This window comes from Nonomuraea sp. N2-4H (assembly GCF_045291505.1).
In the GTDB taxonomy this organism is placed as follows: Bacteria; Actinomycetota; Actinomycetes; order Streptosporangiales; family Streptosporangiaceae; genus Nonomuraea; species Nonomuraea fastidiosa.
In genome coordinates, this window is record NZ_CP147987.1 from 8,781,075 (window position 1) to 8,807,990 (window position 26,916).

The following is a 26,916-nucleotide window of genomic DNA, read 5'->3' on the forward strand; positions in this document are numbered from 1 at the left end:
GTGGGTGGTTGACCGAGGGAGCCCTTTGGGGGTTGGCCGGGCCGGGACGCTGGATGTCGGCTGAGGTGTCTTTGAGTGGTTGACCGCGGTGGGCCTTAGGGGTTCGGCCTGGGCCACGATCACCGTGTCCGCCTTCGAGGACTATCGGCCGGAGCGGCCGTTCGGGCTGCTGCTCAGCGCGCAGGTCTGGCACTGGATCGATCCGGAGATCCGTTGGGAGCGGGCGGTCGCGGCGCTCGCTCCGGGCGGGGTGCTGGCTCTGTTCTGGAACGCGACCACCTCAAGGATCCCGAGCAGGCGGCCGAGGTGCTTGCCGCGCATCGCCGGTATGCCCCGCACATCACCCCTAAGACCGAGCCTGCCGACGACGGCTTGTTCTCCAGATCGTGGTGGTACACCGACCTGGAGAAGCTGCCTGAGTTCGGGGACCTGTCGACGCGTTTCTACCGGTCGGAGCGGACGCTCTCAGGGGCCGACTACGTCGCGTACCTGTCCACGCAGTCGGCCTATCGGATGCTCGACGACGCCACCCGCGCGGATCTCTTCGCTGCGCTCGAGGAGGCGGTCGGCGAGCAGGTGACGATGGGCGTCGACACCGCCCTGTACCTGGCCCGCCGCACGCCCTTCACCGGCTGAGTGTCCTTCCGGTCCGGGGCGCCGGCGGCCGATCCGGCTGTCATGGAGACAGCCGCCGGTCTGCTCGCCTCCCGCTCCGCCTGCGTCCGTTCGGTCGTCGTCTCGTCCGTCGGCCGTCCGGGACCTCCATCGCCTGGTCACGCTGCTGGACCGCGAGCCGTGCGTGATGGGAGCCGACAGCTGGTCGAGGTCGAGCGATCGTCAGGGGCATGCGGCCAACCGGAGCCTCGGCCCCGAACCCCGATAGTCACGAGCAGTAGATGGCAGGGCTAGCAATGATTGTTATACCTATTATAGTTGCAGCCATCATTCTCAGCGTCAATAAGGGGCCATCATGGACAAGCCGGCGCGGTTGTTCGGGCGGGACGAGGAGTGGGCGGCGCTCGCCGACTTCGTCGAGGCGCCCACCGAGGGCGCGACGCTTGGCCTGGTCTACGGGCGGCGCCGCCAGGGCAAGACGCTCATGCTCGAACTCCTCGCCCAGGCCACGGGCGGTCTGCTGTTCGCGGCGACCCAGCAGAGCGAGACGCAGAACCTCGCCGATCTGGGCGCAGCCTACGCCGCCCATCGCGGGCTGCGGCAGCCGGTGTCGTTCCGCGACTGGCGGGAAGGGCTCGACGAGCTGCTGCGCCTCGGCGATGAGCGCGCCGTGCCCGTGATCATCGATGAGTTCCCGTATCTCATCGCCGCCACCCCGGCGCTGCCGTCGTATCTGCAGCAGGCGCTCAGCCCCACGGGGCACGCCAAGGAGCGGACCCGCACGCGTCTGATCCTGTGCGGCAGCGCGCTCACCACGATGGCCGAGCTGCTGGGCGGGGGAGCACCGCTGCGCGGGCGGGCGGTGCTCGAACTGGTGGTGCGGCCCTTCGGGTTCAGGGACGCGGGTGCGTTCTGGGGGCTGACGGAGGATCCCGAGCTGGCCTTCCGGGTCCATGCGCTGGTCGGCGGCACTCCCGCGTACCGGGAGATGTGCGGTGGCTCGGGCCCGGACGGAGTCGACGCCTTCGACGGCTGGGTGCAGCGCCGGTTGCTGAACCCGGCGTCGGCGATGTTCCGCGAGGGCGGGCTGCTGCTGCGGGAGGAGCCGTCGATCGCCGACCCCACCTCGTACGCCGCCGTCCTGGCCGCCATCAGTGCGGGCAACCACCGCCGCACGGAGATCGCCGCCGCCTTGGGACGGCCCGTCAGCGCGCTGGGCCACCTGCTCTCCGGCCTGCGCGGCATCGGGCTGGTCGAGCAGGTGGAGGACGCCCTGCGGCAGAAGCGCAGCGTCTTCAAGATCGCCGAGCCGATCGTCCGGCTGCACCAGCTGGTCACGCAGCGGCGGGAGCCCGAGCTGGTGGCCGGCAAGGCGAAGCAGGTCTGGCGGTCGAGCGCCGACACCGTGGCGTCCAAGATCTACGGCCCGCACTTCGAGGATCTCGCCCGCGAGTGGTGCTTCCTGCACGCCTCGGCCGACACGCTGGGCGGGTTCGCGAGCGCCGTGCGGCCCAGCGAGGTGAGCTGCCGGGCGCACCGGCGCGGGCACGAGCTCGATCTCGTGGTCACCGAGACGAACGCGTCCGAGGCCGACCGCATCATCGCCATCGGCGAGGCCAAGGGCACGCTGACTCCGATGGACGTTCCGCAGCTGCAGCGGCTTGAGCATCTGCGCGCGCTGCTGCCCGACGCCCAGGTGGACGCGCCGCCGAAATTGCTGCTGTTCGCCAGGGCAGGGTTCACGGGCGAGCTGGTGGAGGCGGCGCGGGGGCGGCGGGACGTGGAGCTGGTGGATCTGCGGCGGCTCTACTCAGGCGACTGAAGACCCGGGTTTCTCCCGGTGCGCCGGTAACGATGAGGCGGTTCGGACCACTTCCCAGTGTCAGGAAGAACGGTGAACCGAACGAAGGGGCTGGGCGGTGGCGCCCTTAGCGGGGCGAGGTCAGGAGACGTCCCAGGCGCGGGCGAACGCGTCGACGGCCGCCTGCGCCATGGCGTCCAGCTCCGCCTCCGGCAGCGTCCGGGTGCCGAGCTGGGTGCGGGCCTCAAGAGGGCCGAGCAGCAGCGCGAGGAACTGTTCGGCGGCGAGGTCGGGGTCGCCGGCGCGGAGGCGGCCGGCGAGGGTGAGCCTGGCCAGCCGGTCGGCGAGCGCCCGGGTGAGCCGGTCGGGCCCGCTGTCCTTGACGATGTCGAGGATGTCGGGGAAGTGGGTGACCTCGGAGTAGAGCAGCCGCCGCAGCGCGCATGAGCGCCCGTCGGTGTGCAGCCGGAGCAGGCGGCCGGCCGCCTGCTGCAGGGCGGCGCGCAGGTCGTCGCCGGGGTCGGCGAGCGGTTCGAGCGCGGCGATGCGCTCGTCGAGCACGGCCCGCGCGGCGGCCTCCAGGGAGTGCCGGAACAGCGTGGCCTTGTCGGTCATGTGGTTGTAGACCGTCGGCTTGGCCACCCCGGCCTCGCGGGCGATGGCCTGCACGCACGCCTGCGCGTAGCCCTCACGGGCGAATACGGTGAACGCGCCTTCCAGGATCGCCTGGCGCTTGTCGATCCGGCCGCGAGTGGTGCTCATGCCCTCGATTGTACTCAAGAGTTCAGATCGGTGAACGAGAGGGTTGTGTTCAGACGGATGAGGTCATTACGTTGAACCCATGAGTTCAAATGAAGACGGCCGGATGGACGGGCGGTTGCTCGCCACCATCGCCGTGGTGCTGCTCGGCGGCATGCTGGGCATCCTCAACAGCACGATGGCCGCCGTCGCCACCGAGAGCCTGGCCTCGATCTTCACGACCTCGCTGAGCACGGTCGGCTGGGCGTCCACCGGGTTCCTGCTCGCGGTGACGGCCACCATCCCGTTCACCACCTGGGCCGTCGACCGGTACGGCGGCAAACGGCTGTGGCTCGCCGGGCTCGGCGTGTTCATCGCCGCATCGCTGGCCGCCGGGCTGGCGCGGGACGTGGGCAGCCTGATCGCGTTCCGGGTGGTGCAGGGCTTCGGCGCGGGCCTGCTCGACCCGCTCGTGCTGATCCTGCTCGCCAGGGCGGCGGGACCGCGCAGGGCCGGGCGCGTGATGGGCCTCATGGGCGTGGTGCTGTCACTCGGACCCGTACTCGGGCCGATCGCCGGCGGGGCGATACTCGGATCGCTGTCGTGGCGGGCGATGTTCCTGCTCAGCGTGGCCGTCGGAGCCGTCGCGCTGGTGCTCGCCGTGCGCGTGATCCCACCCGACCCGCAGGAGGGCACGGATCCCGCGCGGCTCGACGTGCTGGGCCTCGCGCTGCTCGGCCCCGGGTTCGCGGCCGTCGTGCTGGGGCTGTCGCAGACGGCGGAGCAGGGCGGGTTCGGGGCCTGGCAGGTGCTGTTGCCGCTGGTCGCGGGGGCCGCGCTGCTCGTCGCGTACGGCGGGCACGCCCGGCGCGGCGAGCGCCCGCTCATCGACCTGGGGTTGTTCCGCAGCCGCGGCTTCACCGCCAGCGTCACGATCATGGGGCTCGGCGGCATGGGCCTGTACGCCGGTCTCTTCGCGCTGCCCCTGTACTACCAGCAGGCGCACGGGCACGGCGTGCTCGCGGCCGGGCTGCTCATGGCGCCGCTCGGGCTCGGCGGCTCCATCGCCATGCCGCTGGCCGGCCGGTTGTCGGACCGGCTGGGCGCGCGCGGCCTGGCCACGGGAGGCGCGGTCGTGGCGCTGCTCAGCGCGTACGGGCTGACGCTGATCGGACCTGGCACGCCCGAGGTGTGGCCCGCGCTGGCGGCGCTCGCGTTCGGCCTGGGCAGCGGCTGCTTCAGCGCGCCCACCATGGGCTCGCTCTACCGGACGCTCCCCGGGCCGATGGTGGCCCAGGGCAGCTCCGTGCTGTACATGCTCAACCAGCTCGGCGCCGCCCTGGGGGTCGCCGTCGTCACGCTCGTCGTCCAGACCGCGGCCGGGACCATGAGCGGGCTGCGCGGCGTGTTCTGGATCTCGTTCGCCACCGTCGCCATCGTCCTGGCGCTCATCCCGCTGCTGCCCGGCCGGGCGGCGGCTCAGGCGCCTGCTCAGGCGGAGGCCGGACGCTCCCGGATGAAACCCCACAAGAAGGGGATCAGGTAGTCCGGCGGCCCGCCCAGGAACGCGGTGAGGTCGTCCTCGGTGACCTCCAGCCTCATGGCGCGCCCCGGCCGTCCGGGGTCCCAGCCCTGCTCCAGCGCCCGCCTGATGGAGGCGGCCACCAGAGCGGGCGTGACCGGGATCGTGCGCCGGCCCAGCCAGTTGTCCGGCCGGGCGCACGGCAGCGACACCACCAGGAGGTTGCCCGGCGCCTCCGTCCGTTCGACGGAGAACGTCAGCGGCGTCCAGGCGTTGCCCTGGCAGGAGGACGGCTTGCGGCGCACCCGCCAGCGGTAGTCACCGCCGTCGACGGTGATGCGCCGCGAGCCCTTCTTCGGCATCGCCACCGGCTCACCCCTTGTAGTTGAAGATCTGGCGCAGCGTGTGCTGCACCTCGACCAGGTCCTGCTGGTCGGCCATGACCTGGTCGATCGGCTTGTACGCGTCCGGGTGCTCGTCCACCAGGGCCGCCGCCCGGTCGGCGTTCCAGGTGCGGCCGCTCATGGCCTCGGTCAGCGACTTCACCGACAGCTCACGCTTGGCCTTCGTCCGCGACATGCGGCGTCCCGCGCCGTGGGAGCACGAGTTGTAGGAGTCGGGGTTGCCGCGCCCGCGCACGATGTACGAGCGGGTGCCCATCGACCCCGGGATCACGCCCTCGTCACCGCGGTCGGCCTTGATGGCGCCCTTGCGGGTGATCCACAACGACTTGCCGAAGTGGGTCTCCTGCTGGGTGAAGTTGTGGTGGCAGTTGATCGTCCTGACCCGCTGCCCCTTGCCGACGACCTTGAACAGCGCGTCGATCAGCACCCGGTCCATCCGTGCGCGCGAGGCCATCGCGTAGCGCTGCGCCCACAGCATGTCCTCGATGTACGCGGTGAACTCCGGCGTGCTCTGCACCAGGTAGGCCAGGTCGGGGTCTTCGAGCCCGACCTGCTGCTTCTTCATCAGCTTCTTGGCGTTCGTGATGTGGTACTGGGCGAGCTGGTTGCCGATGCCGCGCGAACCCGAGTGCAGCACCGTCCAGACCCGGTCGCGCTCGTCGAGGCAGACCTCGACGAAGTGGTTGCCGGAGCCGAGGGTGCCGAACTGGTCGGCGACCTTCTTGGTCTGCTTCGGGCTGAGGTCGGTGTGGGGCAGGCCGAGGTCGCTCAGCGTACGGTCGATGCCGGGATCGTCGTGACCCTTGCCGACGCCGGCCGGGATGCGCCGCTCGACCAGCGGCATCAGCGCGGCGAGCGAGTCGGGCAGGTCGGCGGCCGTGAGCGTGGTCTCGGTCGCCACCATGCCACAGCCGATGTCCACGCCGACGGCGGCGGGGATGATCGCGTTCTCGGTCGGGATCACCGAGCCGACCGTCGCACCGATGCCGACGTGAGCGTCCGGCATGAGAGCGACGTGACCGGCGACGAACGGCAGGCGAGCAGTGCGTGCGGCCTGCATGATCGCGCCTTCGTCGATCTCGCTGGCCCACGACAGCAGATTGGGTGCGGGCTGGTTCGGCATGAAAGGGATCTCCTCACTGAGTCGTGATCAGTGTGTCGTGACCAGAGAGGATTTCCCACCTATTTTACGGTTCGGGGGGTTGCGCGCCCGGGGGCGATCGCCGTACGGGCGCGCCGAAACGCCAGGTCAGGCTGTTGGTGGGGCGCCGCCCGCATGGGTGGCCGGCGGCCCCAGCGAAGCAAGCCCCCGTTGGGCGGTCCCGGCGAGGCAGGCTCCCGCTCGGCGGTTTCAGCGCCAGGCCCCTGCGGCGGCGGCCTCCCGCGCGTACCACTCGAAGGACTTCGGCGGGCGTCCCGTCACCTGCTCGACCGCGTCGGAGGCCGGCTGATCGCCGAGCGCGCGCAGCGCGGCGAACGCCTTCGCCGCCTCGATCGCCTCCTCCGCGAACTCGTTGACCGCGATGTAGTCCTCCTCGCCGCCCCGGTAGCGCACCTCACGGCCGATCGCGCGGCCGATGATCTCCGTGGCCTCGCCGAACGACAGCGCGCGCGGGCCGGTGATCTCGTACGAGCGGCCGGCGTGACCGTCCTGCGTCAGCGCCACCGCGGCCACCGCCGCGATGTCGCCCGCGTCCACGAACGCCTGCCGCACCTCGCCGAGCGGCAGCACCAGCTCGCCCGCCATCACCGCGGGCCGCAGGAAACCCTCGTCGAAGTTCTGGTCGAACCAGCTCGGTCGCAAGATCGTCCACGCCGCGCCGCAGCCGCGCACGGTGCGCTCGGCGGCCAGCAGGCGCTCGTCACGCATCGCCTCGATGGCGCCGCTGGACAGCAGCACCACCCGCTCGACGCCGCGGCTCACGGCCAGCGACACGAACTCGGAGTCTATCGGGACGCCGTCGGGCGCCATGAGGTAGACGGCCGACGCGCCGGTGACGGCAGGCTCCCAAGTGGCGGGGTCGGACCAGTCGAACCTGGTCTCGCCGCTCCTGGACGCGGCCCGCACGGTGTGGCCGCCGGCCCGCAGGATCTCCGCAACGCGGCGGCCGGTGGAGCCGGTGGCGCCGAGGACAAGGATCACGCTTTCCGTCATGCCCGCACCTAAGCAAAGGCCACCGACAAAACCGCACAACCTGTGGCCTGGGCGGGGGTACTCCGTCCAGGCGGTGGTGGCGCGACGGCCGTGGGGTCACTCGTTCCAGGCGGTGGTGGCGTCGAGGCGTTCGCGCCACAGCTTCTCGCCCTCGCCGCCCGGCTCCCATCGGGCGCAGAAGTCGAGCAGGGCCTGGCAGCGGTCGATCATGGCGGCGTGGCGCTCGGGCCAGGCGGGGACCGGTTCGCCGTACGCGGCGAAGAAGCGGGGCAGCAGCGGCACGTGATCGGGGTGGTGGCTGCGGACGATCCACTCCACCCAGGCGATGTCCTCGACCGGCCGCCCCGGGTGCGCCCACTCCCAGTCGAGTATCGCGGCCGTCTCGTACGTGGCCGGGTCGAACAGCATGTTCTGGGGCCCGTAGTCGCCGTGGACGATGCCCAGCCGGTGGATGCGGGCCAGCATCCGCCCGCACTCGGTGAACACCTCCTCGGCCCGCCCCTCGTCGAGGAGGTCCTGGCCGTGCAGGCCGTCGACGTAGCGGGTGGTCAGGCTGGTGGCGGTGACCTGGTGGACGCGGGGGACGGGCAGGCGGCCGCGCAGGCGGCGCAGGTAGCGGCTCTCGGTGGTCAGCCTGAAGGCCGCCTCGGGACCCTGGTAGCACTTCACGACCAGGGCGCCGTCGCCGAACGTGCTGTTGGTGTACCCGTGCTTCACAAGGGTCGATTCTCGCCTACCCGTACCCCTGCCGGGCGCTCCGGCGCGCGATCCGGGCGGCCTCGATACACGATGTAAGAACGGAACAAATCGCCCAATAAGCCGGAAATCTCACGTGCTGCGGGGCTGGACGGGAAGAGCGCGGTGAGAGGCGTTCCGGGCGGGATGAGCACCATGTAAAGATCGCCGGGAGGACTCCTGCGAGGCTGTCCGTGTAACTGGATGAAAACGGTTTGCCGGTCCACGTGACGTCTTGTCAAGGTGGTCGGGCTATGCGCTCCCTTCCTGAGGCCGATCCCGGCGTGCCCGACATCCGCAGCCCGCTGCGCTACCTGTGGTGGAACGCCGGCCGCCAGGCGCCCTCCCTGCTCCTCGGCATCGGCTTCGGAGTCCTGTGGTGGGGGGTGCAGGCCCTCATGCCTGCCGTACTCGGGCAGGGCATCCAGGCCGTCACCGCCAAGGACACCTCGGCGCTGATCATGTGGTCGGCCGTGCTGTCCGGGCTGGGTCTCGTCCAGGCGTTCAGCGGGATCATGCGGCACCGCATGGCCGTCTACAACTGGCTCGCCGCCGCGTACCGCACCGTCCAGCTCACCTCCCGGCAGGCCGCCAGGCTCGGCGCCACGCTGCCCAAACGCCTGTCCACCGGCGAGGTCGTCAGCGTCGGAAACTCCGACATCGCCCACATCGGCGGCAGCATCGACATCCTGCTGCGCGGCAGCGGCGCGGTCGTCGCCATCGTCACCGTCACGGTCATCCTCCTGTCCACCTCGCTGCCGCTCGGCCTGCTCGTGCTGTTCGGGGTGCCGGTCATGGCTCTCGCCGTCTGGCCCCTGCTCCGCCCCTTGCACCTGCGCCAGCGCCGCCAGCGCGAGCTGACCGGCGAGCTGTCCACCCGCGCCGCCGACATCGTCGCCGGGCTGCGGGTGCTGCGCGGCGTCGGGGGCGAGCAGGTCTTCGCGCAGCGTTACCGCGAGGAGTCCCAGGAGGTGCGGCTGGCGGGCGTCCACGTGGCGCGTGTTGAGTCCGTACTCGAAGGCGCCCAGATCGTGCTGCCAGGACTGCTCATCGCCGTCGTCACCGGCATCGGCGCGAACTTCGCCGTCGCCGGCGACATCCCCACCGGGCAGCTCGTCTCCTTCTACCTGTACGCGGTCTTCCTCATCGGCCCTCTGCGCACCCTCACCGAGGCCGCCGACAAGCTCACCAAGGGCCACGTCGCCGCCGGCCGGGTGATCCGCATCCTGTCGATCCGCCCCGAGGTCACCGGCGGCAACGGCAGCAGCCCGGGCGGCGTACTGCGCGACTCTTACAGCGGAGTCACCCTCCAGCCGGGCTCGTTCACCGCCCTCGCCGCCGCCACCCCCGACGAAGCCGCCGCCATCGCCGACCGGCTCGGCCGCTACACCGAGGGCGACGTCACCTTCGGTCCCGCCGAACTGCGCACCCTCCCCGTCGACGAAGTACGCGCCCGCATCCTCGTCGCAGACAACGGCGCCCGCCTGTTCAACGGCCGCCTCCGCGACGAGCTCGACGTCCGGGGCGAGGCCACCGACGAGGACATCCACCGGGCCCTGCACGCCGCCTGCGCCACCGACATCGTCGAAGCCCTGCCCGACAGGCTCGACACCGAGGTGGCCGAGGCCGGGCGGGAGTTCTCCGGCGGGCAGCAGCAGCGGCTGCGGCTCGCCAGGGCCCTGCTCGCCGACCCTGAAGTGCTCATCCTCGTCGAGCCCACCAGCGCCGTCGACGCCCACAGCGAGGCCCGCATCGCCGAACGCCTCGCCGCCGCGCGCGCCGGACGTACCACGCTGATCTGCACCACCAGCCCCCTCGTGCTCGACCGGGCCCAGCACGTCATCCACGTCGAAGACGGCCGCGTGTCCGCCGAGGGCACGCACCGGCAGCTGCTCGACTGCTCGCCCGCGTACGCGGCGACCGTGACCCGCGGGGAGAACTGAACACCCATGGCACGCGAGATCCTGCCGGTCGCCGACCGCGAACAGGTGCGCGCCTACGCCAGGCGGCTCACCCTCAAATACCCGCGCGAGCTCGGCGTCGCCCTCCTCTTGCACGGCCTGGCCGCCGTCGCGGGCCTGCTCGCCCCGTGGCAGCTCGGCGAGCTGGTGCAGAACGTCCAGTACGGCGTCGCCGTCAACGTACCGCTCGTCGCCGCCGCCATCGGCGCGTTCCTGCTGCTCCAGGGCGTCCTCGTACGGTATGCCGTGCTCGCCTCCGCCAAACTCGGCGAGAAGGTGCTCGCCGAGCTGCGCGAGGAGTTCGTGGACCGGGTGCTCTCCCTGCCCCTGTCCACCGTCGAACGCGCCGGATCCGGCGATCTCATCACCCGCACTTCCCGCGACGTCGACGCCCTGTCGCGCACCGTGCGCCATGCCGTGCCCGAGACCCTCATCGCCATGGTCACGTTCGTGATCACGGTCGGCGCGCTGCTGCTCGTCAGCCCGCTGCTCATGCTCCCCATGCTGGCCGCCGGGCCCATCCTCTACATCGCCACCCGCTGGTACCTCGCCCGCGCCCGCGACGGCTACCTGCGCGAGAACGCCGCCTACGCCGACATCACCGAAGGGCTCGCCGAGACCATCGAAGGCGCCAGGGCCGTCGAAGCGCTCGGCCTGCGCGAGCGCCTGCGGGTGCGTACCGACCGCGACATCGCCCGCTCGTACGCCGCCGAACGCTACACGCTCGGCCTGCGCACCACCTGGTATCCCGCCGTCGAGCTCGGCTACGTCATCCCCGTCGTCGCCGCCCTCCTCGTCGGCGGCCTCTTCTACACCAGCGATTGGGTGACCCTGTCGCAGGTCACCACCGCCGCCCTCTACGCCCAGCAGCTCATCGACCCGCTCGACCGGTTCCTGATGTGGATCGACGAACTCCAGGTGGGCGGCGCGTCGATGGCCCGCCTCCTGGGCGTCTCCAACGTCCCGAATGACCGCCACCCCAAAGCATCGATCACTTCGTCCGCTGGCCCTGCCACAACCCCCACCGCCGGAGTTGGGGCGACTGGCTCGGTTGCGGCTCTTGCCGCCGGCGTGGGGACGACCACCCCGGCCGCCAGCACCGCTGCCGACGCAGCGACCGTCGCCACCGGTCCGACGCCTGCAACCGGCAGCTCCACGTCCTCGGCCGCTGGCGCGGGCATCGCAGCCGGATCGGCGACAGCCTCGCACGACACCGCCACTGGTGTGTCGGCCGCGCTCGGCAGCATCGGCGCCGGTCCCGTTTCCGCCCCCGACGACACTTCTGCTGTCGGTGCGCCCCCGGCCGCAGCCGCCGCCGACCGGACGTCTGCCACCAGCGCTGCGGCCGCTGCCACCGGTGCTGTGACCGCCGCCACGAGTTCGGCGACCGCCTCGAGCAGCACAGTCCCCGCCCTCGCCTCCGCTGGTTCTGCGGCCGCTGCCACCGGTGCTGTGACCGCCGCCACGAGCCCGGCGACCGCCTCGAGCAGCACAGTCCCCGCCCTCGCCTCCGCTGGTTCTGCGGCCGCTGCCACCGGTGCTGTGACCGCCGCCACGAGCCCGGCGACCGCCTCGAGCAGCACAGTCCCCGCCCTCGCCTCCGCTGATGTTGCGGCCGCTGCCACGGCTGACCGAGCGGCGACCGCCTCCGGCGAACCTGAGGCTTCAGCCGGACAGTCGGCAGGCGAGCAGGACTGCACTCTGGACGGACACGTGATGGCGGCTGCCGGCGGGCGGTCGGCGGACGAGCCCGGCGGCGCGTCGGGCGAGAGTGGTCTCGGTGAGCCGGAATCCGACGAGAACGTGTTGCGCGCTTCCGACGTCCGGTACGCCTACCGGGAAGGGCACGACGTGCTGCACGGCGTGTCCCTGACCGTCCGGCCGGGGGAGCGGCTGGCCGTGGTAGGGCCGTCGGGGGCGGGTAAGTCCACGCTCGGACGGCTGCTGGCCGGCATCCACGGCCCCCGCACCGGGTCCGTCACCGTCGGCGGCGTGCCGCTGGTGGAGCTGCCGCTCGACGAGCTGCGCGGCCAGGTCGCCCTCGTCACCCAGGAACACCACGTGTTCAAGGGCACCATCCGCGACAACCTCATCATCGCCCGCCCGGACGCCGCGGACTCCGCGGTCGTCGCGGCGCTCAAGGCCGTGGACGCCCTCGACTGGGTGCTGGGCCTGCCCGACGGCCTGGACACCGAGGTCGGCTCCGGCGGCCACGCCGTGTCACCAGCTCAGGCCCAGCAGCTAGCCCTGGCCCGGCTCGTACTCGCCGACCCGCACACCCTCGTCCTGGACGAGGCCACCTCCCTCATCGACCCCCGGGCCGCCCGCGACCTCGAACGTTCCTTGGCCGCCGTCCTGGAAGGCCGCACGGTCATCGCCATCGCCCACCGCCTCTATACCGCCCACGACGCCGACCGGGTGGCGGTTGTCGAGGACGGCCGGATCACGGAGCTGGGCTCGCACGACGAACTGGTCGCGGCGGGCGGCTCGTACGCGGCACTCTGGCGCAGCTGGCACGGCAACCCCAACTCCAACCCCAGCACTGAGTCCTGATTCGGTCCTCGGTCCCGGACGGTCCGCCTGCAGGTAGGCGGTCGAGACCAACCTGGGGAGTTCCGCGCTGCCTGCAAGGTCACCCGTGGACGGAACGGGGTCGGGCCCGGGTGCTGGGTCAGGTGAGGGTGAGGGAGCCGCGGTCGGTTCTCAGGACGGCGGTGAGGGTGGGGGTGGTGCCGTGGTCGAGGTCGAGGTCGAGGTGGACGTCCAGGGCCGAAAGGTCGCGGCGTATCGCCTCGGGGTCGGGATGGCGGGCGCGGAACGACGTCAGCTCGACCGTCGGCAGGCCCGTCTCCGTGGGATGGCGGGTGGCGCCCCAGTCGATGAGGAAGGGCACCAGGCCCGCCTTGGACGGTGGGGTGAGCCGCCAGCTCAGCAGCTCGCCGGAGGGCGTGTGGCGGGACATGTCCTGGGGGTCGCCGGGGTCGTAGCCCCGCTCGCGGGCACGGGCGACCGCCGCGTCGATGTCCGTCACCGCCGCCGCCCACGTCACCAGCCGTGCCATGGTGAGCGTGTCGATGCCGAACGGACGCGGCCCGGTCGGCGGCTCCTGCTCCGGATCCGGGCCGATGATCTCCAGGTACGCCCTGCCGCCCAGGCCGAGCAGCCGGTTGCGGGTGCCGAGCCCTGGATGCCGCCCGCCCTCCACCATCTGTACGTCGAGCTGCTGCTCGATCTCGGCCACGGTGGTGTCGAGGTTGGGAGTGGCGTAGACAAGGTGATCCAGCGTCATGTCTGCATTCCAACATCCCTTGATGGTGTGTCGGGGACCGGGGTGCCATCAGGGATCCGGCAGGGATCCGGGCGTCATCAGGGGATCGGGTGTCATCAGCGGCGCTGTTGCTGGGTGGTTGTGTCGGGTTGGGGTTCTGTTCCTCTTTGGTGCTTCTCGGTCGTCCTGCTGGCTTCCCGGTCGTCCGGTCAGCTTTTCGCTTATCCGGGTGGTTTCTTGGCCGTGCGGGCGGCTTCTCGTTTGTCCGGGTGGTTTCTTGGTCGTGCGGGCGGCTTCTTGTTTGCCCGGGTGGGTTCTCGGCGTCCGCGCGGCTTCTCGGTTGTCCGAGTGGCGTCTTGGTCTCCGGGGTCAGCGCCTCGTGCTCGACGGGGGGGAACCTCGTGGTTCTCGCCGCGGTCAGCACGTCGTGGTCTTGGAGGGGAGGGCGCGGGTGGTCAGGTACGTGTCGATGTGGTCGCGGGCGCAGGCGTTGGTGCCGTAGAGGGTGTGGCCGGGGCCGTCGTGGCGGATGACGACGCTGCCGGGGACCTGGGAGAGCACGCGCTGCGCCGAGTCCGACTCGTGCCAGGCGCCCGCACCGAGCAGCGGCGGCAGGCCCTTAGGCAAGGTGGTCGGCGGATTGGTCACCGGGACGGGCCAGCCGATGCAGTTGAGGGTGGCCGAGGCCGGGGTGTTGGCGGCCCCCGTGTTGGGCGCGAGCTTGCGGAGCCTGGCCAGAGTGGTCATCAGCTCTTTGCGGGTGGCGGGGCGAGGCCAGTCGGTGCACTCGGTGACCGGGGTGGCCTGGTCGGGGTAGCGGGCGCCCTTGGCGGGGACGAAGCCCGAGGCGTCGCCCTTGGCGGCCTTGCGGATGGCCTCGGCGAGCTTGGGCCAGGCGGTCTCACCCTGGCGGGCGAGGCCGAGGGCGAAGGACTGGAGGTCGATGGCCCGGTAGGCGACGTTCGCCGTGCCGGTGGGGACGGGGGAGCGGTCGGCGCGGGCGATCAGCTTGCGCCAGAGGGCTCGTACGTCCCCACAGCCGTTCGCGGCGCACCACGTGAAGAAGCGCCGCATGGACTGCTCGTTGGACTTCGCCGTCGCCTCCAGCTCGCGAGTCCAGTCGGCGGCGCTGTGGTTGAGCGTGCCGTCGAGGACCATCGTGCGGACGCGGTCAGGAAAGAGGCGGGCGTACGCCTGGCCGTAGAAGCCTGCGTAGGAGGCGCCGTAGAAGTTGAGCTTGTCCGCGCCCAGGGCCTTCCTGATCGCCTCCATGTCCCTGGCGTGGTCGGCCGAGCTCATGTTGGCGAACAGCTCAGGGTCTTTGAGCCGGCAGGCTTCGGCGTAGCCGCGGTTGGTGTCGGACAGGCGGCCGAAGTCGGCGTCGTCGCGCGGCACGGCGGCGATGGGGATGCGGGTCCACGAGCAGGGCAGGCCAGTGCTCAGGCCCCCGAACTGCTCGCCGTAGCCGCGGGTGTCCCACGTGATGACGTCCATGTGGCGGCGGAGCTTCGTCCACCAGTCGGCGAGCGAACGCGTCATGGCGATGCCCGGGGCTCCCGGACCGCCGTACGCCACCAGAACCTGGCCTTTCGACGGGCCGGTGGCCTTGAGCCTGCCCACCTTGAGGGTGATCTTCCGCCCCTCGGGTTTCCGCCAGTCGACCGGCACCTCTAGGTCGGCGCAGTCCATCTCCGTGCCCCCGCCGCCCGTCTCGCCGCTCTGCGGGCAGGGTCGCCAGTTAAGCGACGACCGGGAGCCGATCGTGGTCGCCCCGGAAGCTTGTGCCTCTGCGGCGGTCGAGGGTTGCTGCAAGGTGGTGGCGGGCTGGTGGAAGGGCGTGGTGAGCAGGGTCAAGGCCACGGTCAGGGGCTTCAGCATGGCGATCACGATGCCGGAGCCGGGGCCGGGTTCGCGTCGGACCAGGGTTTGGTTTTCAGGGGCCTGTTGTACGACCTGGGTTCGACAGACCCCAGTCCGCCTGCCGTCCCTCCGCCGTTCAGCCCGCCATACGCCGCATCGCCCGTCAGTCCGCCGTACGCCGCACTGCCCGTTAGTCCGCCGTACGCCGCATCGCTCGTTAGTCCGCCGTACGCCGCATCGCCCGTCAGCCCGCCGTACGCCACGCCGCACGTCCCGCCTTCCCTCGTCCCCGTACGCGAAAAAGGCCGGGCGGGACACGAATCCCGCCCGGCCTTCCGCGTGAAGACCGCTAGCCCAGCGCCTTCTTCAGGAAGTCCACCTGCAACAGCAGCAGGTTCTCCGCCACGACCTCCTGCGGCGTCATGTGCGTCACCCCCGACAGCGGCAGCACGCTGTGCTGCCGCCCGGCCGCCAGCAGCGCGGAGGACAGGCGCAGCGTGTGGGCGGACACGACGTTGTCGTCGGCCAGGCCGTGGATGAGGAGGAGGGGGCGTTCGAGCTTGGCCGCGTCGGCGAACAGCGACGACTTCTCGTAGACCTCCGGCTGTTCGTTGGGGTCGCCGAGGTAGCGCTCGGTGTAGCAGGTGTCGTACAGCCGCCAGTCGGTCACCGGCGCGCCCGCCACGGCGGCGTGGAAGACGTCGGGGCGGCGCAGGACGGCGAGCGCCGCCAGGAAGCCGCCGAACGACCAGCCGCGGATGGCGACCCGCGACAGGTCGAGGTCGTCGGGGTACTGCTCGGCGACGCCCTGCAGCGCGTCGATCTGGTCCTCGAGCGCGGGGGTGGCGAGGTCGTTGAGCACGGCGCGCTCGAAGTCGACGCCTCGCCCGGGGGTGCCGCGGCCGTCGGCGACGATGACGGCGAAGCCCTGCTCGGCGAACCACTGGCTCTCCAGGTACGAGGCCCGCCGGTTGAGCACCCGCTGGGCGTGCGGGCCGCCGTACGGGTCCATCAGCACGGGCAGCTTGCGCGAGCCCGGCTCGTGCCAGGAGGGCAGCACCACGGCGGTGGCCAGCTCGCGCTGGCCGGAACGGCCGATGGAGACCCGCAGGTCGAGGCCCGGAGGCTCGGCGAAGGACGGGATCGGTACGGCCATCCCGTCGCGGCGTACGACCGTCGTGGAGACCCCTTCGGCGTCGAGGCTCTGCTCGGTCAGCACGCCGACACCGCCCGCCATGCGTCCGGAGAACACCCCGGACCGGGTCGAGACGGGCAGCAGCGAGTGGCCGTCCCACGTCCAGAGCTGGATCTCGGTGGGGTCGCCGCTCGCGGTGAACAGCACGCTGTCGTGATCGACGTCGAGCACGGCGCGCACCTGGAGGGTCGGCGGCGTGACGGCGCGGTCGCCGACGAACAGCCGGTGGCCGCCCTCGGAGTTGGCCACCCACACCAGGGAGCCGTCGTCGAGGTGGGCGGGCACGCCGGGCACGATGTCGACCCAGGCGGGGTCGGTGTCCTCGCGGACGAGCGTCTTGGCGCCGCTGGCCGGATCGACCTCGAACAGCCGCATCGTGCGCTGGTCGCGGGTCAGCGTGACGATCGACAGCGCGTGGGCGTCCCAGGCCGCGTTGGCGAGGTACTCCTCCTCGTATGGCACCCCCACCCGCGAGCCGTCGAGCCCCAGCACGTAGAGCTCGGTGATCGCGTTGGGCGTGCCGGCGGCGGGATAGCGCTGGGCGGTCGCGGGACGGTCGGGGTTGGCCGGGTCGGCGATGTGCCACACCTGGACGGGCGCCTCGTCGGCGCGCTCGACCAGCAGCGCGTCGCTCTGCGGCGACCACCAGAAGCCGCGCATCCTGTCCATCTCCTCGGCGGCGATGAACTCGGCCAGCCCGTACGTCACCGTCGGCGACTCCGGCTCGGCCAGCGCGCGGTCATGGCCGGACGCGAGGTCCTGGACGCGCAGCGCGCCGCCCGTCACATAGGCGACATGCCGCCCGTCGGGGGACAGGCGGGGGTCGATGACCGCCCCTGGCGTCTCCAGCCTGCGCGTCCGCCCGCCGGCCAGCTCCGCCACATAGAGCTGCCCGGACAGCGCGAAGCAGACCTTGCTCACGTGGAAGTCGGTGGCGTACGCGACGATGCCGCCCGCCGCCTCCCTGCTGCGCTCGCGCCTTGCCCGCTCCTCCGGCGGAAGGTTCTCCTCGTCCTCGCCGTGCAGCTCGCGCGGGTCGACGACCAGGCGCTCGACGTGGGTCTCGGTGTCGAGCTCCCACAGACAGGTCACCGGATCGGTGCCCGTCTTCGTACGCAGGAACACCACCCGGCCGCCGTCCGGGGAGATCGTGAAGCCTCTGGGAACGCCCAGCGTGAAGCGGCGGGTCCTGGCATTCAGGCGCGGGAAGCTCTCGCTCATGGCCTCAATCCTGCCATTGCTACGCTCGTGACCATGACTGACCGACGGCTGCTGCTGGTGCACGCTCATCCGGACGACGAGTCGATCGGCACCGGCGCCACCATCGCGAAGTACGTCGCGGAGGGCGCCCACGTGACGCTCGTGACGTGCACGCTCGGCGAGGAGGGGGAGATCATCCCCGGCGATCTCGCGCACCTGGCGGCCGATCGTGACGACGCGCTCGGGCCGTACCGCGTCGGCGAGCTGGCCGCCGCCTGCCAGGCGCTCGGCGTGGAGGACCACCGCTTCCTCGGCGGGCCCGGCCGCTGGCGCGACTCGGGCATGATGGGCGTCGCCTCCAACGACCACCCGAGGGCGTTCTGGCGCGCCGACCTCGACGAGGCGGCGGGGGAGCTGGTCAAGGTCATCCGCGAGGTACGCCCCCAGGTCCTGGTCACGTACGACGACAACGGCTTCTACGGTCACCCCGACCACATCCAGGCGCACCGGGTTTCGCGCAGGGCGTTCGAGCTGGCGGCGAAGCCCGGCTACGGCGAGGGCGAGCCGTGGCAGATCGCGAAGTTCTACCACACCGCCGTCCCCCGATCGATCCTGCGGCGCGGCACGGAGGCGCTGCGCGAGGCCGACACCGGCTTCCTCATCGAGGACGTCGACGACATGCCGTTCGGCTGCGCCGACGAGGAGGTCACCACCGAGATCGACGCGCGGCCCTGGATCGGCAACAAGATCGAGGCCATGCGCGCCCACGCCACCCAGATCACCGTCCGCCCGCCGTGGTACGCCCTGTCCAACGACATCGGCCAGGAGATCCTCGGCGTCGAGCACTACAGGCTGGCCATCGGCGTCCCGGGTCCCTCGGTGCCGGGACCGCCGGTCGAGGCCGGGGGCCTCGGTGAGCCGCACAACCGCGAGAACGATCTGTTCGCGGGCATCCACTAACCTCGTTCGACATGGAACATCGCAGCCAAGCCGAATCGGCGCTCGGCGGCGCCGCGTACGGCATGCTGTTCGTGCTCGGCGTCGTCATGGCGGTCGTGGGCGGGTTCACGCATCCGGAGTGGCAGGTCGGGCCGGTGCCCGGCGCGGCCGTGCTGTGGGTGCTGGCGCTGTTCGGGGTGAGCCTGGGCGCGGGCAAGCTGATGAGCGCGCGGCTCGGGGCCATGGCGACGGCGCTCGGGTGGCTGCTGGTGACGATGCCGTTCACGCTGGAGCTGGGCTCGGGCGACCTGGTGATCGCCGCCGGCACTCCGGGTTACGTCTACCTGTACGGCGGTTTGGTGAGCCTTGTCGCGGCTTATCTGCTTTCGCCCTCGTCAGGAGGCGGTTCGTGGCTTTTGCGGGGGTACCCCGTTAAAGAACCAGACCTAAAGGCATAAAGTATCTGAGTGCATTCCACAGAGCGGCACGTAGACCCTGCAACTTTCCGTAAGGTCGTCGGCCGCTTCGCCACCGGAGTCGCGATCGTCACGACCAGGCGTGGCGATGCCGATCACGCGATGACGATCAACTCCTTCACCTCCGTCTCGCTCGATCCCCTGCTTGTGCTCTTCTGCGCGGAGAAGATCGCGCGCTTCCACGACGCCGTGCTGGAGGCCGGGGTGTGGGGCGTCTCGGTGCTGCCGGCCACCATGGAGGACGCCTCCCGCTTCTTCGCCCACCGCGGCCGGCCGCTCAACGGACAGCTCGCCACCTGGGCCCACCACCGGGGCGAGTCGGGCGTCGCGCTCTTCGACGACGCCATCGCCACCCTGGAGTGCACGACCACGGCGGTGCACGATGGCGGTGACCACTCGATCGTGGTGGGCGGTGTGACGGCGCTCGGCACCCCGTCGGGCGCCGCGCCCCTGCTGTACCACGAGGGCCGCTACAAGTCGCTGTGACGTTCGGCCCGCGCCGGACGGAGGATGCGGACGTGTGACGGGCCAGGCGCTGCCGGCCTGGCCCGTTCACTGTGCGATGAGGTGTCCCGGCGATGAGCCGAGTGACCCCGTGCGGGGCGTTACTGAACCGGGACGCTCCCCGTCTGGGACGGATCGGGCGCCGTGCTCTCGGTCGGAGTCTCCGTCGATGTCGGGGTCTCCGTGGGGACGCTGGTTTCCGTCGGGGTCGGTTCCTCCGTCGGTTCCTGTGTCGGTTCCTCCGTCGGCTGCTCCGCCGGAGGCTCCGACGGCGGCGGGCAGGTCGGGATCGTGTCCGTCGGGGTCTCGGAGGGGGTCTCGGACGGGGTCTCGGACGGGGTCTCGGACGGGGTCTCCGTCGGGACGCCGGTGGGCGTCTCGGTCGGGAGGACCGGCACGGAAGGCGACGGGGCCGCCGTGTCCGTGGGGGTGTCCGGAGGCGTTTCCGCAGGAGTCTGCGTCGGGGCCGGAGTCGGGGTCTCCGTGGGGGTGGTCCCGTCCGTCGGAGGCGTGGAGACCGTGGGAGCGGGCGTCTCCGCCGGGTCGGAGGGCGGGACGGACTCCGTGGGAGCGGGCGTCTCCGCCGGGTCGGAGGGCGGGACGGACTCCGTGGGCTCCACGTACGGCTGACAGGTGACGGTCACGGTGGGCCCGGGTTCGGTCACGGTGACGGTCTCGCGTACGGTGACGGTGGGCAGCGGCGCCACGATGACGGTCGGCTCCCCGCGCTTCCTGTACGTGCCCCGGCCCAGCCGGGCCTTGGCGGTGCCCTGGCCGCCGACCACGATCAGGTCGACGCCGGCCGTCTTGCACGACCGTCTCTTGCACACCCGCTGCTTGATGTTGAAGAAGGCCGCGCTCTCATGGGTGACCGAGACGTTCAGATAGGAGACACCCCTTCGCTTGACCACCTTCGTCTCGGCGGTGAACTCCCCGCTCGTGGGGCTCTCCGTCGGGGTGGGGGCCGGGGTCAGGGTCTCGGCGGGCGGCGGCGACGTCGTGGTGGACGCCGTGGGAGGCGTCGCGGGCGGTGAGGCCGTGGGGTCTGCCGTCGTGGGGTCTACGGCTAAGGCCACACGCTGTCGGGAGGGGTTACCAGTGAGTTGGAGGGGTTCGGACGACGATGTCTGGGTGATTGCGACTCCACCGGCTCCTGCCAGTGCGACGGTGCCGAGAAGTGCGCCCAGGATTGAGAATCTCATAATCCTGCTCTTGTGGGAGATTTCAGGACGGGTCTCGTTGGTCCGACTTGTCAACCTTGGTCAAGACTGAGACGCATGGACGGACGCTTCCGGTTCCGGCGTGTGGCGAACTATGTGAATCTTTCTACGCCACTCGGATTGCTGATCGCCGTCATCGGCGGCGCGACCAGGCGACCCGGCCCGAACGGGCTCATCCTGGCCTTCGGCTACCGCTACCGCTTTCCCGCCGCCGCGGCCTTCACCGTTGGAAATGTGGTCCTGACCAGGAGAAACGCACTCAGTGAGCGGCTTGTCCTGCATGAAGGCCGGCATGCGACGCAGTGGGCCTGGTGCCTCGGGCTGCCCATGCTGCCGCTCTATCTGCTGGCCATGCTGGTGTCCGTCATGGTCTGCGGTAATCCGGCGGCGTACAACATCTTCGAACGATCAGCCGATTTGGACGACGGCGGTTATCCGCGCAAAGCGGTGTGGTGGCGCAGGAGGAATGGCAGCCAGGGTTGACTCGATTTTGTCAAGAGCGCGGCTCGGCTGGAGCGCCGGCGCGATCCCGGCGGCGGCCCCCGCTGCGTAGCGGGGGCCCGGGAGAGCCGGTCAGGGGTTGAGCTTCAGGGTGTGGGCGGCGGCCTTCTTCACGGCGGCCTCGGACGAGTACATCGGCATCAGGTCGCCGCGCGCCCATGCCTCCGCCTGGTCCCAATAGTTCTCGTGGTACGCGTGCCCCGACGCCCCCGTCAGGTTGATCCACTGCGACTTGTCCAGGTCGGCCAGGTCCACGACCATCCGCATCGACGGCACCGCCGTGATCTCGTACCCGTTCTGAACGTTCCACCCGGTCGCGTTCACCGCGTCCTTACCGCCCGGGACCTTCAGCGGCCCCCGGTTGAACAGCGCCTCGATCGGCGCGATGCCGGAGGTGCCGAGCGAGCCGTTGACGAGTTCGAGCGTGTGCAGGTCGCCCCAGCGCCACGCCCTGACGTCCTCGCCGAGCCGGTCGGCGAGCTCCTGGTGCGCGGAGGCCATGGCCTGGCGCAGGATGTCGTCGCGGGTCTCGGTGTAGTTCTTCGTGGTCACGTCGTCCCAGAACGGGTCGTCGGGGGCGTCGAGCAGCCGCCTGACCACCTCGTACCAGCGGTCGCCGCCGGTCGGCCTGGCCCCTTCCGGCAGGTCGTCGTTGAAGGTGAGGATGAGCAGCTGCCGCCAGACGGCGTTGAAGTAGGCCGCGGCCGCCGAGTCGAGGCTCTGTGACCGGTCCCACGACTTCAGCAGGTCCCTCGCCTGTACGGCGGGGCCGGCCAGGTCCACCTTCAGCAGGGCGGGCACCAGCGTGTCGGCGAAGCCGTTGTGGGTGTCCTGCTGGATGCGGGCCATGGTGGCCGCGTCGATGGGGCCCTTCTTGATGGCCTCGCGGATGAGCGTGCGGATGCGCTCGGAGCGGTAGCCGTAGGACCAGTCCTGGGTGAGCAGGGGCTGGTAGCGGCTGGGGTCGATGACGGCGTTGTTGGCGGTGACGATGAAGCCGTCCGCCGGGTCCTCGATGCTCGGGAGCTGGTCGTACGGGATGGGCGCGGGCTTCCAGTCGTACTCGCCGGTCCAGCCGGGCACGGGCCAGGTGCCGTCGCCGTTCTCGCGTACGGGGATGCGCCCAGGCGCCTGATACCCGATCTTGCCGGAGGTGTCGGCGTAGATCAGGTTCTGGGCGGGCACCTCGAACAGCGCGGCCGCGGCCTTGAACTCGTCCCAGTCCTTCGCCCTGTTGAGCGCGAAGAGGGCGTCGGCCGTCCGTCCCGGCGTCAGGGCGGTCCACTGCAGCGCCACCGCGTTGGCCTCGCCGCTCGGCTTCGCGCTCGGGATCACCTCGTTGATGAGCGGCCCGTGCACGGTGCTCCTGACGGTCAGCGTGACCGTCTTGCCGCCGGCGACCTTGATCTTCTCCTCGCGGACGTCCAGCGGGAGCTGCTGGCCCTTGTACAGGTACGCGTCGCCCTCGACCTGTTCGAGGAAGAGGTCGGCCACGTCGGGCCCCAGGTTGGTGAACCCCCACGCGATCTTGTCCGTGTGGCCGATGATCACGCCGGGCACGCCGGAGAAGGTGAACCCCGTGACGTCGTACGGGCACTCCTCGCTCACCTTCCTGCAGTGCAGCCCCGCCTGGTACCAGACGGACGGCATCTGCGGCGACAGGTGCGGGTCGTTGGCGAGGAGCGGCTTGCCGCTCGCGGTGTACTCGCCGGAGATCACCCACGAGTTCGACCCGATGCCCGCGAGGTCGCCGGAGCTCATCGTGCTCGGGATGTTCGACAGCGTCTTGGCGGCCTGCGCGAGCGCCCGCCTGGTGGCGTTCTGCTGCGTGGGAGGCGGCTCGGGGTGCTGCTCGAAGCGGCCCTGGCGGATGCCGCCCTCGTTGACGATCGGCGCGTGCCGGTCGTACGGGTAGCCGGGCCAGAGCTGCTCGACCCGCTCCCTGGGCAGCTTGGTCGCCGCCAGCGCGCGGTCGATCTCGTCCTCCATGTTGGTGCGCAGGTCCCACGCCATGGCCTTCAGCCACGCCAGCGAGTCGACCGGCGTCCACTTCTCCGGCTTGCCACCGCTGCCTTGGAGCTTGAGCAGCGAGTACTCCAGGCTGCGGTCGGAGGCGTTCGGGTTGGCGGACAGCCAGGCGTTGACGCCCTTCGCGTACGCGGCCAGGTAGTCCCGCGTCTCCTGGGCCAGCTCGGGCAGCTCCTGTTCGGCGACCCGGCGCCAGCCCATGGTGCGCAGCGCCTTGTCGTTGTCGAGGGTGGCCTCGCCGTAGAGCTCCGACAGGCGGCCGGCGGTCAGATGGCGGCGGAAGTCCATCTCGTAGAAGCGGTCCTGGGCGTGCACGAAGCCCTGGGCCATGAACAGGTCGGCAGCGGTGTCGGCATAGATGTGCGGGATTCCTGATTTATCGCGATAAATCTCCACACTTCCTGACAAACCGGGCAGCCGTAACGACCCGTCCACTTGCGGGAACGACCTGCGCACCGTGTAGACGAACACCCCTGCCAGCACCACCGCAAGCGCCAGCAGGACGATCACCACCCGAGCGAACCACCGCAGGGGCCACGGCATCCACGCAAAGGGCCTCACCGCCACCTCCTTCATGCCGAACTGGCATCAAGTTTGGCAGTTCGCGATCACTCCTCAGACCCGGAGCCGACATCGTCGCAGGTCAAAGCGGTGCTCAGGTCCAGATCTGACCTTCGGGAGCGTCGGTCACGCGAACGCCGAGATCGGCAAGCTCCGCACCCAGCCGGTCGGCCGCCGCCGCGTCACCGGCCTCCTTGGCCCGCTCCCGCGCGGCCAGCAGCTCACCGGCGCCCGGCGGCAGGACGTGCGGCTTGCCGATGTCGCTCGACAGGTCGAGCCCCAGCAGGGAGTCGAGGTGCAGGAACGTCTCGAACTTCGCACCCGGGGCCACCGAGGCGTCCAGCTCCAGCTCGCGCAGCACCCGCAGGGCGGCGGGGGTGTCGAGATCGTCGGCGAAGGCGGACTCGGCACGCTCGGCGTACGCGGTGGCCATGGGCGCGCTGACCGACTCCGACCACTCCGCCACCCTGGCCCGCCACCGGCGCACCAGGCCGTCGGCGGCGCGCAGCGCGTCCCACGTCAGGTCGAGCGGCTCGCGGTAGCGGCGCTGCAGGAACGCCATGCGCACGGCGAGCGGGTCGAGCCCGGCCTCGGTCACCTCGGAGAGCGGCGGAGAAGCGGACCCGCCGAACAGCACGGGCCCGGCGTGCGCCCAGTGGCGCGTCACCTCGTGCCCGGCGGCCGCGTCGGACTGGGCGCGCACGTTCTCATGGTGGGGGAAGAGCAGGTCGCCGCCGCCGGTGTGGACGTCGATCCTGGCGCCCAGGAAGCGCAGGGACAGGGCCGAGCAGCCGACGTGCGGCCCAGGAAGGCCGCGCCCCCACGGCGCCTGCCAGGCCGCCTCGCCGCCGGCGGGCTCCCACAGCGCCCAGTCGCCGGGGAACCGCTTGCGCTCATCGGCGAGGGCGTGCTGGTCGGGCTTGCCACCGGAGAGCTCCCCGTAGGCAGGGAAAGCGCGTACGTCGAAGAACACCGATCCATCGGCCGCCGCGTACGCGTGCCCCTTCTCAAGAAGCGCGGCGATCAGCCCGATGACCGGCTCGGCAGACTCGCCGACCCGGGGCGCGTACTCGGGAGGGCGGACATTGAGCGCGGCGGCGTCGGCCGCGAACGCCTCCGCACGCTCGCGCGCAAGCTCAGGCGGCACGCCGAGGTCACTGACGCCCTGGCAGGCCACGACCCGCACCCTGCGCCGCTCCAGCAACCGCCTGATGAGGTCGGACAGCACGGAGGCACGCAGATCGCCCACGTGCGCACGGAGCCGGACATCGGGCCCGCACGCGTACATCCGCAGCGCCTGCCCGGCGGCGATCTCCTCGATCCGCCCGGAGCGCGTGTTGTGGATCCGCACCATCACCCGAGCTTAGCCCGGCCGTCAGACGCCGAGGAAACCGAGGATGTCCCTGTCGCCGCGCTCGCGCAGCCTGGCGATCACCTCTTCGCGGGTCGCGTTGTCGGACAGCCCGATCCTGGCGCCGATGAGCCGCAGGCCCTCCATCTCGGAGCTGACCGGCGCGGTGTAGCCGAGCAGGTAGAGCGCCCGGTTGACGGGCGGCATGCCGGGAGGGGCGGCGGGCAGGTAGCGGGTCAGCAGCTCGCCGCCGTCGGAGACGGTGAGGAAGACGTGGTCGCCCTCGCTCGCCTTGTACTCCAGCAGCACGTTCCTGATCGAGCCCATGGTCGGCTGGTTGTGCCAGCTGATCACCACGTCGCCCGACGGCGCGGAGGCCGTGAGCTGCCCGCCGGGCGCCATCCCGAGGTAGGCGGCGAACCCGGTCGGCAGCGGCGAGCCGGAGCCGCGCAGGTGCTCGGCGTTGATGTCCACCCGGTGCCACCAGCGGCCGTCGCGGGAGCGGAAGCTGCGCCGCGTCTCCGAGACGTCCTTGCGCGGCTGGTACGGCTCCACCTCGCCGGTCGGCGACGTGCCCGCGACCCTGATCCAGCCGCGCTGCGTCCGCTCGAACCCCGGGCCGCCCGCGTAGGCGCGCACCGAGCTCTCGCTGACGTCGTAGCGCGAGGTCAGGTTGGCCACGATGGCGCTCACCGGGGCCTCGCCGCCGGCCCGCTCGATCTCCCTGACGATCATCTCGCGGATGCCGAGGTACTCGTCGCCGCCCCAGCGCGTGAGCCCGTACTTGTTGCGGTCGACCCGGCGGAACCGGTCGTCGGCGGTGAGCTGGTTGCGGATGCCGACGAGGCTGTAGTCCTCGCCGATGCGCTCCTGGATCTCCTCAGGCGACAGCGGCGTGCCCGCCACCGCCAGCACCGCCTCGGCCTTCTCGTTGATGCTGCGCGGCCACGGCACCACGTGCTGGCCGAGCACGCGCAGCTGCGGCACGGCCAGGATCCACCGCTCGGCGAGGTCCTCGCGCACGCCGAGCTGCGACACCATGGCGATGGCCTCGGGCAACGGGCGCGGTCCGTCGGCGAAGAGCTGGCGGGTCTTCTCCCGCAGGTCGTCGGCGCCGCCCGCGACCAGCCAGCCGTCCGACTCCTCGTAGCCGGTCAGCAGCGTACGGACGAAGCGCCAGGCCGGGATGCCCAGCGAGCGCAGCTCGGCGCGGTGCCACGGCACGGCCGCCTGGAGATCGTCGGCCGGCACCGCCGAGCCCAGCCGCCCGCGCAGCCACGAGACGTGGGCGACCAGCGCGGCGGCCTCGGGCTTGCCCAGCCACGCGTCCACGTGCTCGCGCAGGTCGCGTTCGATCTGCCGGATGCGCTCGCGGGTGACCGAGAAGCGCTGGGCCAGCTCGTCGAGCGTGACCCTGCGGGTGGCGTACAGCCGGTCGCGGGCGATGGCCCGCTGCCGGTCGTCCAGCCCGCCGAACAGCTCGTCGATCAGGTCGGGCAGCGGCTTGTCCGGCCGGGACGGCGCGGCCTCGGGCGCGGGTTCGAGCAGCCGGTCGAAGACGCCGGTGAACAGCTTCTGTACCACGTCCCTGCCCAGGGCCTCCGGCGTCCGCTCGGCCTCGGCGGGGTCGGAGAAGCGCAGCAGGGGCAGGATGTCGCCGAGCATGAGATGCCCCCAGCAGGCCGCGGCGAGGTCGGCCAGGTGGCCCGCCACGGTCTGCGTGCCGATGATGGCGCACGCCCGATCGAGCGGGATCGCCTGCCACCAGGCCTCGGGCAGCTGGGGCTCCTCCACGATCGGCGCGATCTGACCAGGAGAGGTCCAGCGCAGGGGTGGAGCGAGGTCGCTCAGGCTGAGGTTCATTGAGGTCCAACCGGCAATG

20 protein-coding genes and 2 pseudogenes are annotated in these 26,916 nt (G+C 71.3%); 10 read left to right on the forward strand and 12 right to left on the reverse strand.

Annotated elements, in window-relative coordinates; translation table 11 throughout:
* Positions 1 to 213 precede the first annotated feature (213 nt).
* Together WBK31_RS40650 and WBK31_RS40655 are read left to right on the forward strand one after the other, a co-directional pair.
* Entirely contained in the window at positions 214 to 636 is a 423-nt protein-coding gene (locus WBK31_RS40650; RefSeq protein WP_406674119.1) for a hypothetical protein, read from the forward strand.
* Positions 637 to 970: 334 nt separating this feature from the next.
* A complete protein-coding gene (locus tag WBK31_RS40655; protein WP_406674120.1) occupies positions 971 to 2,437 on the forward strand; it encodes an ATP-binding protein in 1,467 nt (488 codons plus the stop codon).
* Positions 2,438 to 2,557: 120 nt separating this feature from the next.
* Here WBK31_RS40655 and WBK31_RS40660 read toward each other — a convergent pair whose 3' ends face one another.
* The gene (locus WBK31_RS40660; protein WP_364068930.1) at positions 2,558 to 3,178 is read right to left on the reverse strand and encodes a TetR/AcrR family transcriptional regulator; all 621 of its coding nucleotides are present in this window, start codon (positions 3,176 to 3,178) and stop codon (positions 2,558 to 2,560) included.
* Between the two features lie 79 nt (positions 3,179 to 3,257).
* Between WBK31_RS40660 and WBK31_RS40665 the strand changes: the two genes are divergently transcribed.
* The gene (locus WBK31_RS40665; protein ID WP_378785201.1) at positions 3,258 to 4,700 is read left to right on the forward strand and encodes a DHA2 family efflux MFS transporter permease subunit; all 1,443 of its coding nucleotides are present in this window, start codon (positions 3,258 to 3,260) and stop codon (positions 4,698 to 4,700) included.
* On the opposite strand, the gene WBK31_RS40670 is transcribed toward WBK31_RS40665, so the two are convergent.
* From WBK31_RS40670 to WBK31_RS40685, 4 genes are all read right to left on the reverse strand, one after another.
* Entirely contained in the window at positions 4,646 to 5,044 is a 399-nt protein-coding gene (locus WBK31_RS40670; RefSeq protein ID WP_364068934.1) for a hypothetical protein, read from the reverse strand. The two genes, WBK31_RS40665 and WBK31_RS40670, sit on opposite strands and share 55 nt — an antisense overlap.
* A 4-nt stretch (positions 5,045 to 5,048) precedes the next feature.
* On the reverse strand, positions 5,049 to 6,203 hold the full coding sequence (locus WBK31_RS40675) for an RtcB family protein (RefSeq protein ID WP_364068936.1): 1,155 nt from the start codon (positions 6,201 to 6,203) through the stop codon (positions 5,049 to 5,051).
* A gap of 228 nt (positions 6,204 to 6,431) precedes the next feature.
* Positions 6,432 to 7,235 (reverse strand): SDR family oxidoreductase, encoded by an 804-nt coding sequence (locus WBK31_RS40680; protein ID WP_406674121.1) that lies wholly within the window; start codon positions 7,233 to 7,235, stop codon positions 6,432 to 6,434.
* A gap of 96 nt (positions 7,236 to 7,331) precedes the next feature.
* On the reverse strand, positions 7,332 to 7,952 hold the full coding sequence (locus WBK31_RS40685; RefSeq protein ID WP_406674122.1) for a phosphotransferase: 621 nt from the start codon (positions 7,950 to 7,952) through the stop codon (positions 7,332 to 7,334).
* Between the two features lie 272 nt (positions 7,953 to 8,224).
* Here WBK31_RS40685 and WBK31_RS40690 point away from each other — a divergent pair, with 272 nt between their 5' ends.
* The 3 genes and pseudogenes from WBK31_RS40690 to WBK31_RS40700 form a co-directional block, all read left to right on the forward strand.
* The gene (locus tag WBK31_RS40690; RefSeq protein WP_406674123.1) at positions 8,225 to 9,913 is read left to right on the forward strand and encodes an ABC transporter transmembrane domain-containing protein; all 1,689 of its coding nucleotides are present in this window, start codon (positions 8,225 to 8,227) and stop codon (positions 9,911 to 9,913) included.
* A 6-nt stretch (positions 9,914 to 9,919) separates the two neighbouring features.
* A pseudogene (locus WBK31_RS40695) lies at positions 9,920 to 10,804 on the forward strand (ABC transporter transmembrane domain-containing protein); the annotation flags it as partial.
* A 912-nt stretch (positions 10,805 to 11,716) separates the two neighbouring features.
* A pseudogene (locus WBK31_RS40700) lies at positions 11,717 to 12,484 on the forward strand (ABC transporter ATP-binding protein); the annotation flags it as partial.
* A 118-nt stretch (positions 12,485 to 12,602) separates the two neighbouring features.
* Here the strand turns inward: WBK31_RS40700 and WBK31_RS40705 are convergent.
* The 3 genes from WBK31_RS40705 to WBK31_RS40715 all read right to left on the reverse strand — a co-directional run bounded on the left by WBK31_RS40705 (position 12,603) and on the right by WBK31_RS40715 (position 17,475).
* Complete coding sequence (locus WBK31_RS40705) at positions 12,603 to 13,220, reverse strand: VOC family protein (RefSeq protein ID WP_364068946.1); 618 nt, start codon at positions 13,218 to 13,220, stop codon at positions 12,603 to 12,605.
* 396 nt (positions 13,221 to 13,616) lie between these two features.
* Positions 13,617 to 15,077 carry an alpha/beta fold hydrolase gene (locus tag WBK31_RS40710; RefSeq protein ID WP_406674124.1) on the reverse strand — a complete coding sequence of 487 codons (1,461 nt, stop codon included), beginning with the start codon at positions 15,075 to 15,077 and terminating at the stop codon, positions 13,617 to 13,619.
* Between the two features lie 331 nt (positions 15,078 to 15,408).
* Positions 15,409 to 17,475 carry a prolyl oligopeptidase family serine peptidase gene (locus tag WBK31_RS40715; RefSeq protein WP_406674125.1) on the reverse strand — a complete coding sequence of 689 codons (2,067 nt, stop codon included), beginning with the start codon at positions 17,473 to 17,475 and terminating at the stop codon, positions 15,409 to 15,411.
* 33 nt (positions 17,476 to 17,508) lie between these two features.
* On the opposite strand from WBK31_RS40715, the gene mshB reads away from it, so the two are divergent.
* Genes mshB through WBK31_RS40730 form a run of 3 tightly spaced genes read left to right on the forward strand, consistent with a single transcriptional unit; the run spans position 17,509 to position 19,355 of the window.
* Entirely contained in the window at positions 17,509 to 18,414 is a 906-nt protein-coding gene (mshB, locus tag WBK31_RS40720; protein ID WP_364068952.1) for an N-acetyl-1-D-myo-inositol-2-amino-2-deoxy-alpha-D-glucopyranoside deacetylase, read from the forward strand.
* 11 nt (positions 18,415 to 18,425) lie between these two features.
* Entirely contained in the window at positions 18,426 to 18,851 is a 426-nt protein-coding gene (locus WBK31_RS40725; RefSeq protein WP_364068954.1) for a DUF6113 family protein, read from the forward strand.
* Positions 18,852 to 18,860: 9 nt separating this feature from the next.
* Positions 18,861 to 19,355: a flavin reductase family protein gene (locus WBK31_RS40730; protein ID WP_364068956.1), complete on the forward strand. Its 495-nt coding sequence runs from the start codon at positions 18,861 to 18,863 to the stop codon at positions 19,353 to 19,355.
* A gap of 119 nt (positions 19,356 to 19,474) precedes the next feature.
* On the opposite strand, the gene WBK31_RS40735 is transcribed toward WBK31_RS40730, so the two are convergent.
* On the reverse strand, positions 19,475 to 20,449 hold the full coding sequence (locus WBK31_RS40735) for a hypothetical protein (RefSeq protein ID WP_406674126.1): 975 nt from the start codon (positions 20,447 to 20,449) through the stop codon (positions 19,475 to 19,477).
* A 201-nt stretch (positions 20,450 to 20,650) separates the two neighbouring features.
* Here WBK31_RS40735 and WBK31_RS40740 point away from each other — a divergent pair, with 201 nt between their 5' ends.
* Entirely contained in the window at positions 20,651 to 21,076 is a 426-nt protein-coding gene (locus tag WBK31_RS40740) for a hypothetical protein (RefSeq protein ID WP_364068960.1), read from the forward strand.
* 90 nt (positions 21,077 to 21,166) lie between these two features.
* On the opposite strand, the gene WBK31_RS40745 is transcribed toward WBK31_RS40740, so the two are convergent.
* From WBK31_RS40745 to WBK31_RS40755, 3 genes are all read right to left on the reverse strand, one after another.
* Entirely contained in the window at positions 21,167 to 23,665 is a 2,499-nt protein-coding gene (locus WBK31_RS40745; RefSeq protein ID WP_364069130.1) for a penicillin acylase family protein, read from the reverse strand.
* 112 nt (positions 23,666 to 23,777) lie between these two features.
* Positions 23,778 to 25,037: a cysteine--tRNA ligase gene (locus tag WBK31_RS40750; RefSeq protein WP_406674127.1), complete on the reverse strand. Its 1,260-nt coding sequence runs from the start codon at positions 25,035 to 25,037 to the stop codon at positions 23,778 to 23,780.
* A 21-nt stretch (positions 25,038 to 25,058) separates the two neighbouring features.
* The gene (locus WBK31_RS40755; protein WP_364068964.1) at positions 25,059 to 26,897 is read right to left on the reverse strand and encodes a sigma factor-like helix-turn-helix DNA-binding protein; all 1,839 of its coding nucleotides are present in this window, start codon (positions 26,895 to 26,897) and stop codon (positions 25,059 to 25,061) included.
* Positions 26,898 to 26,916: the final 19 nt, after the last annotated feature.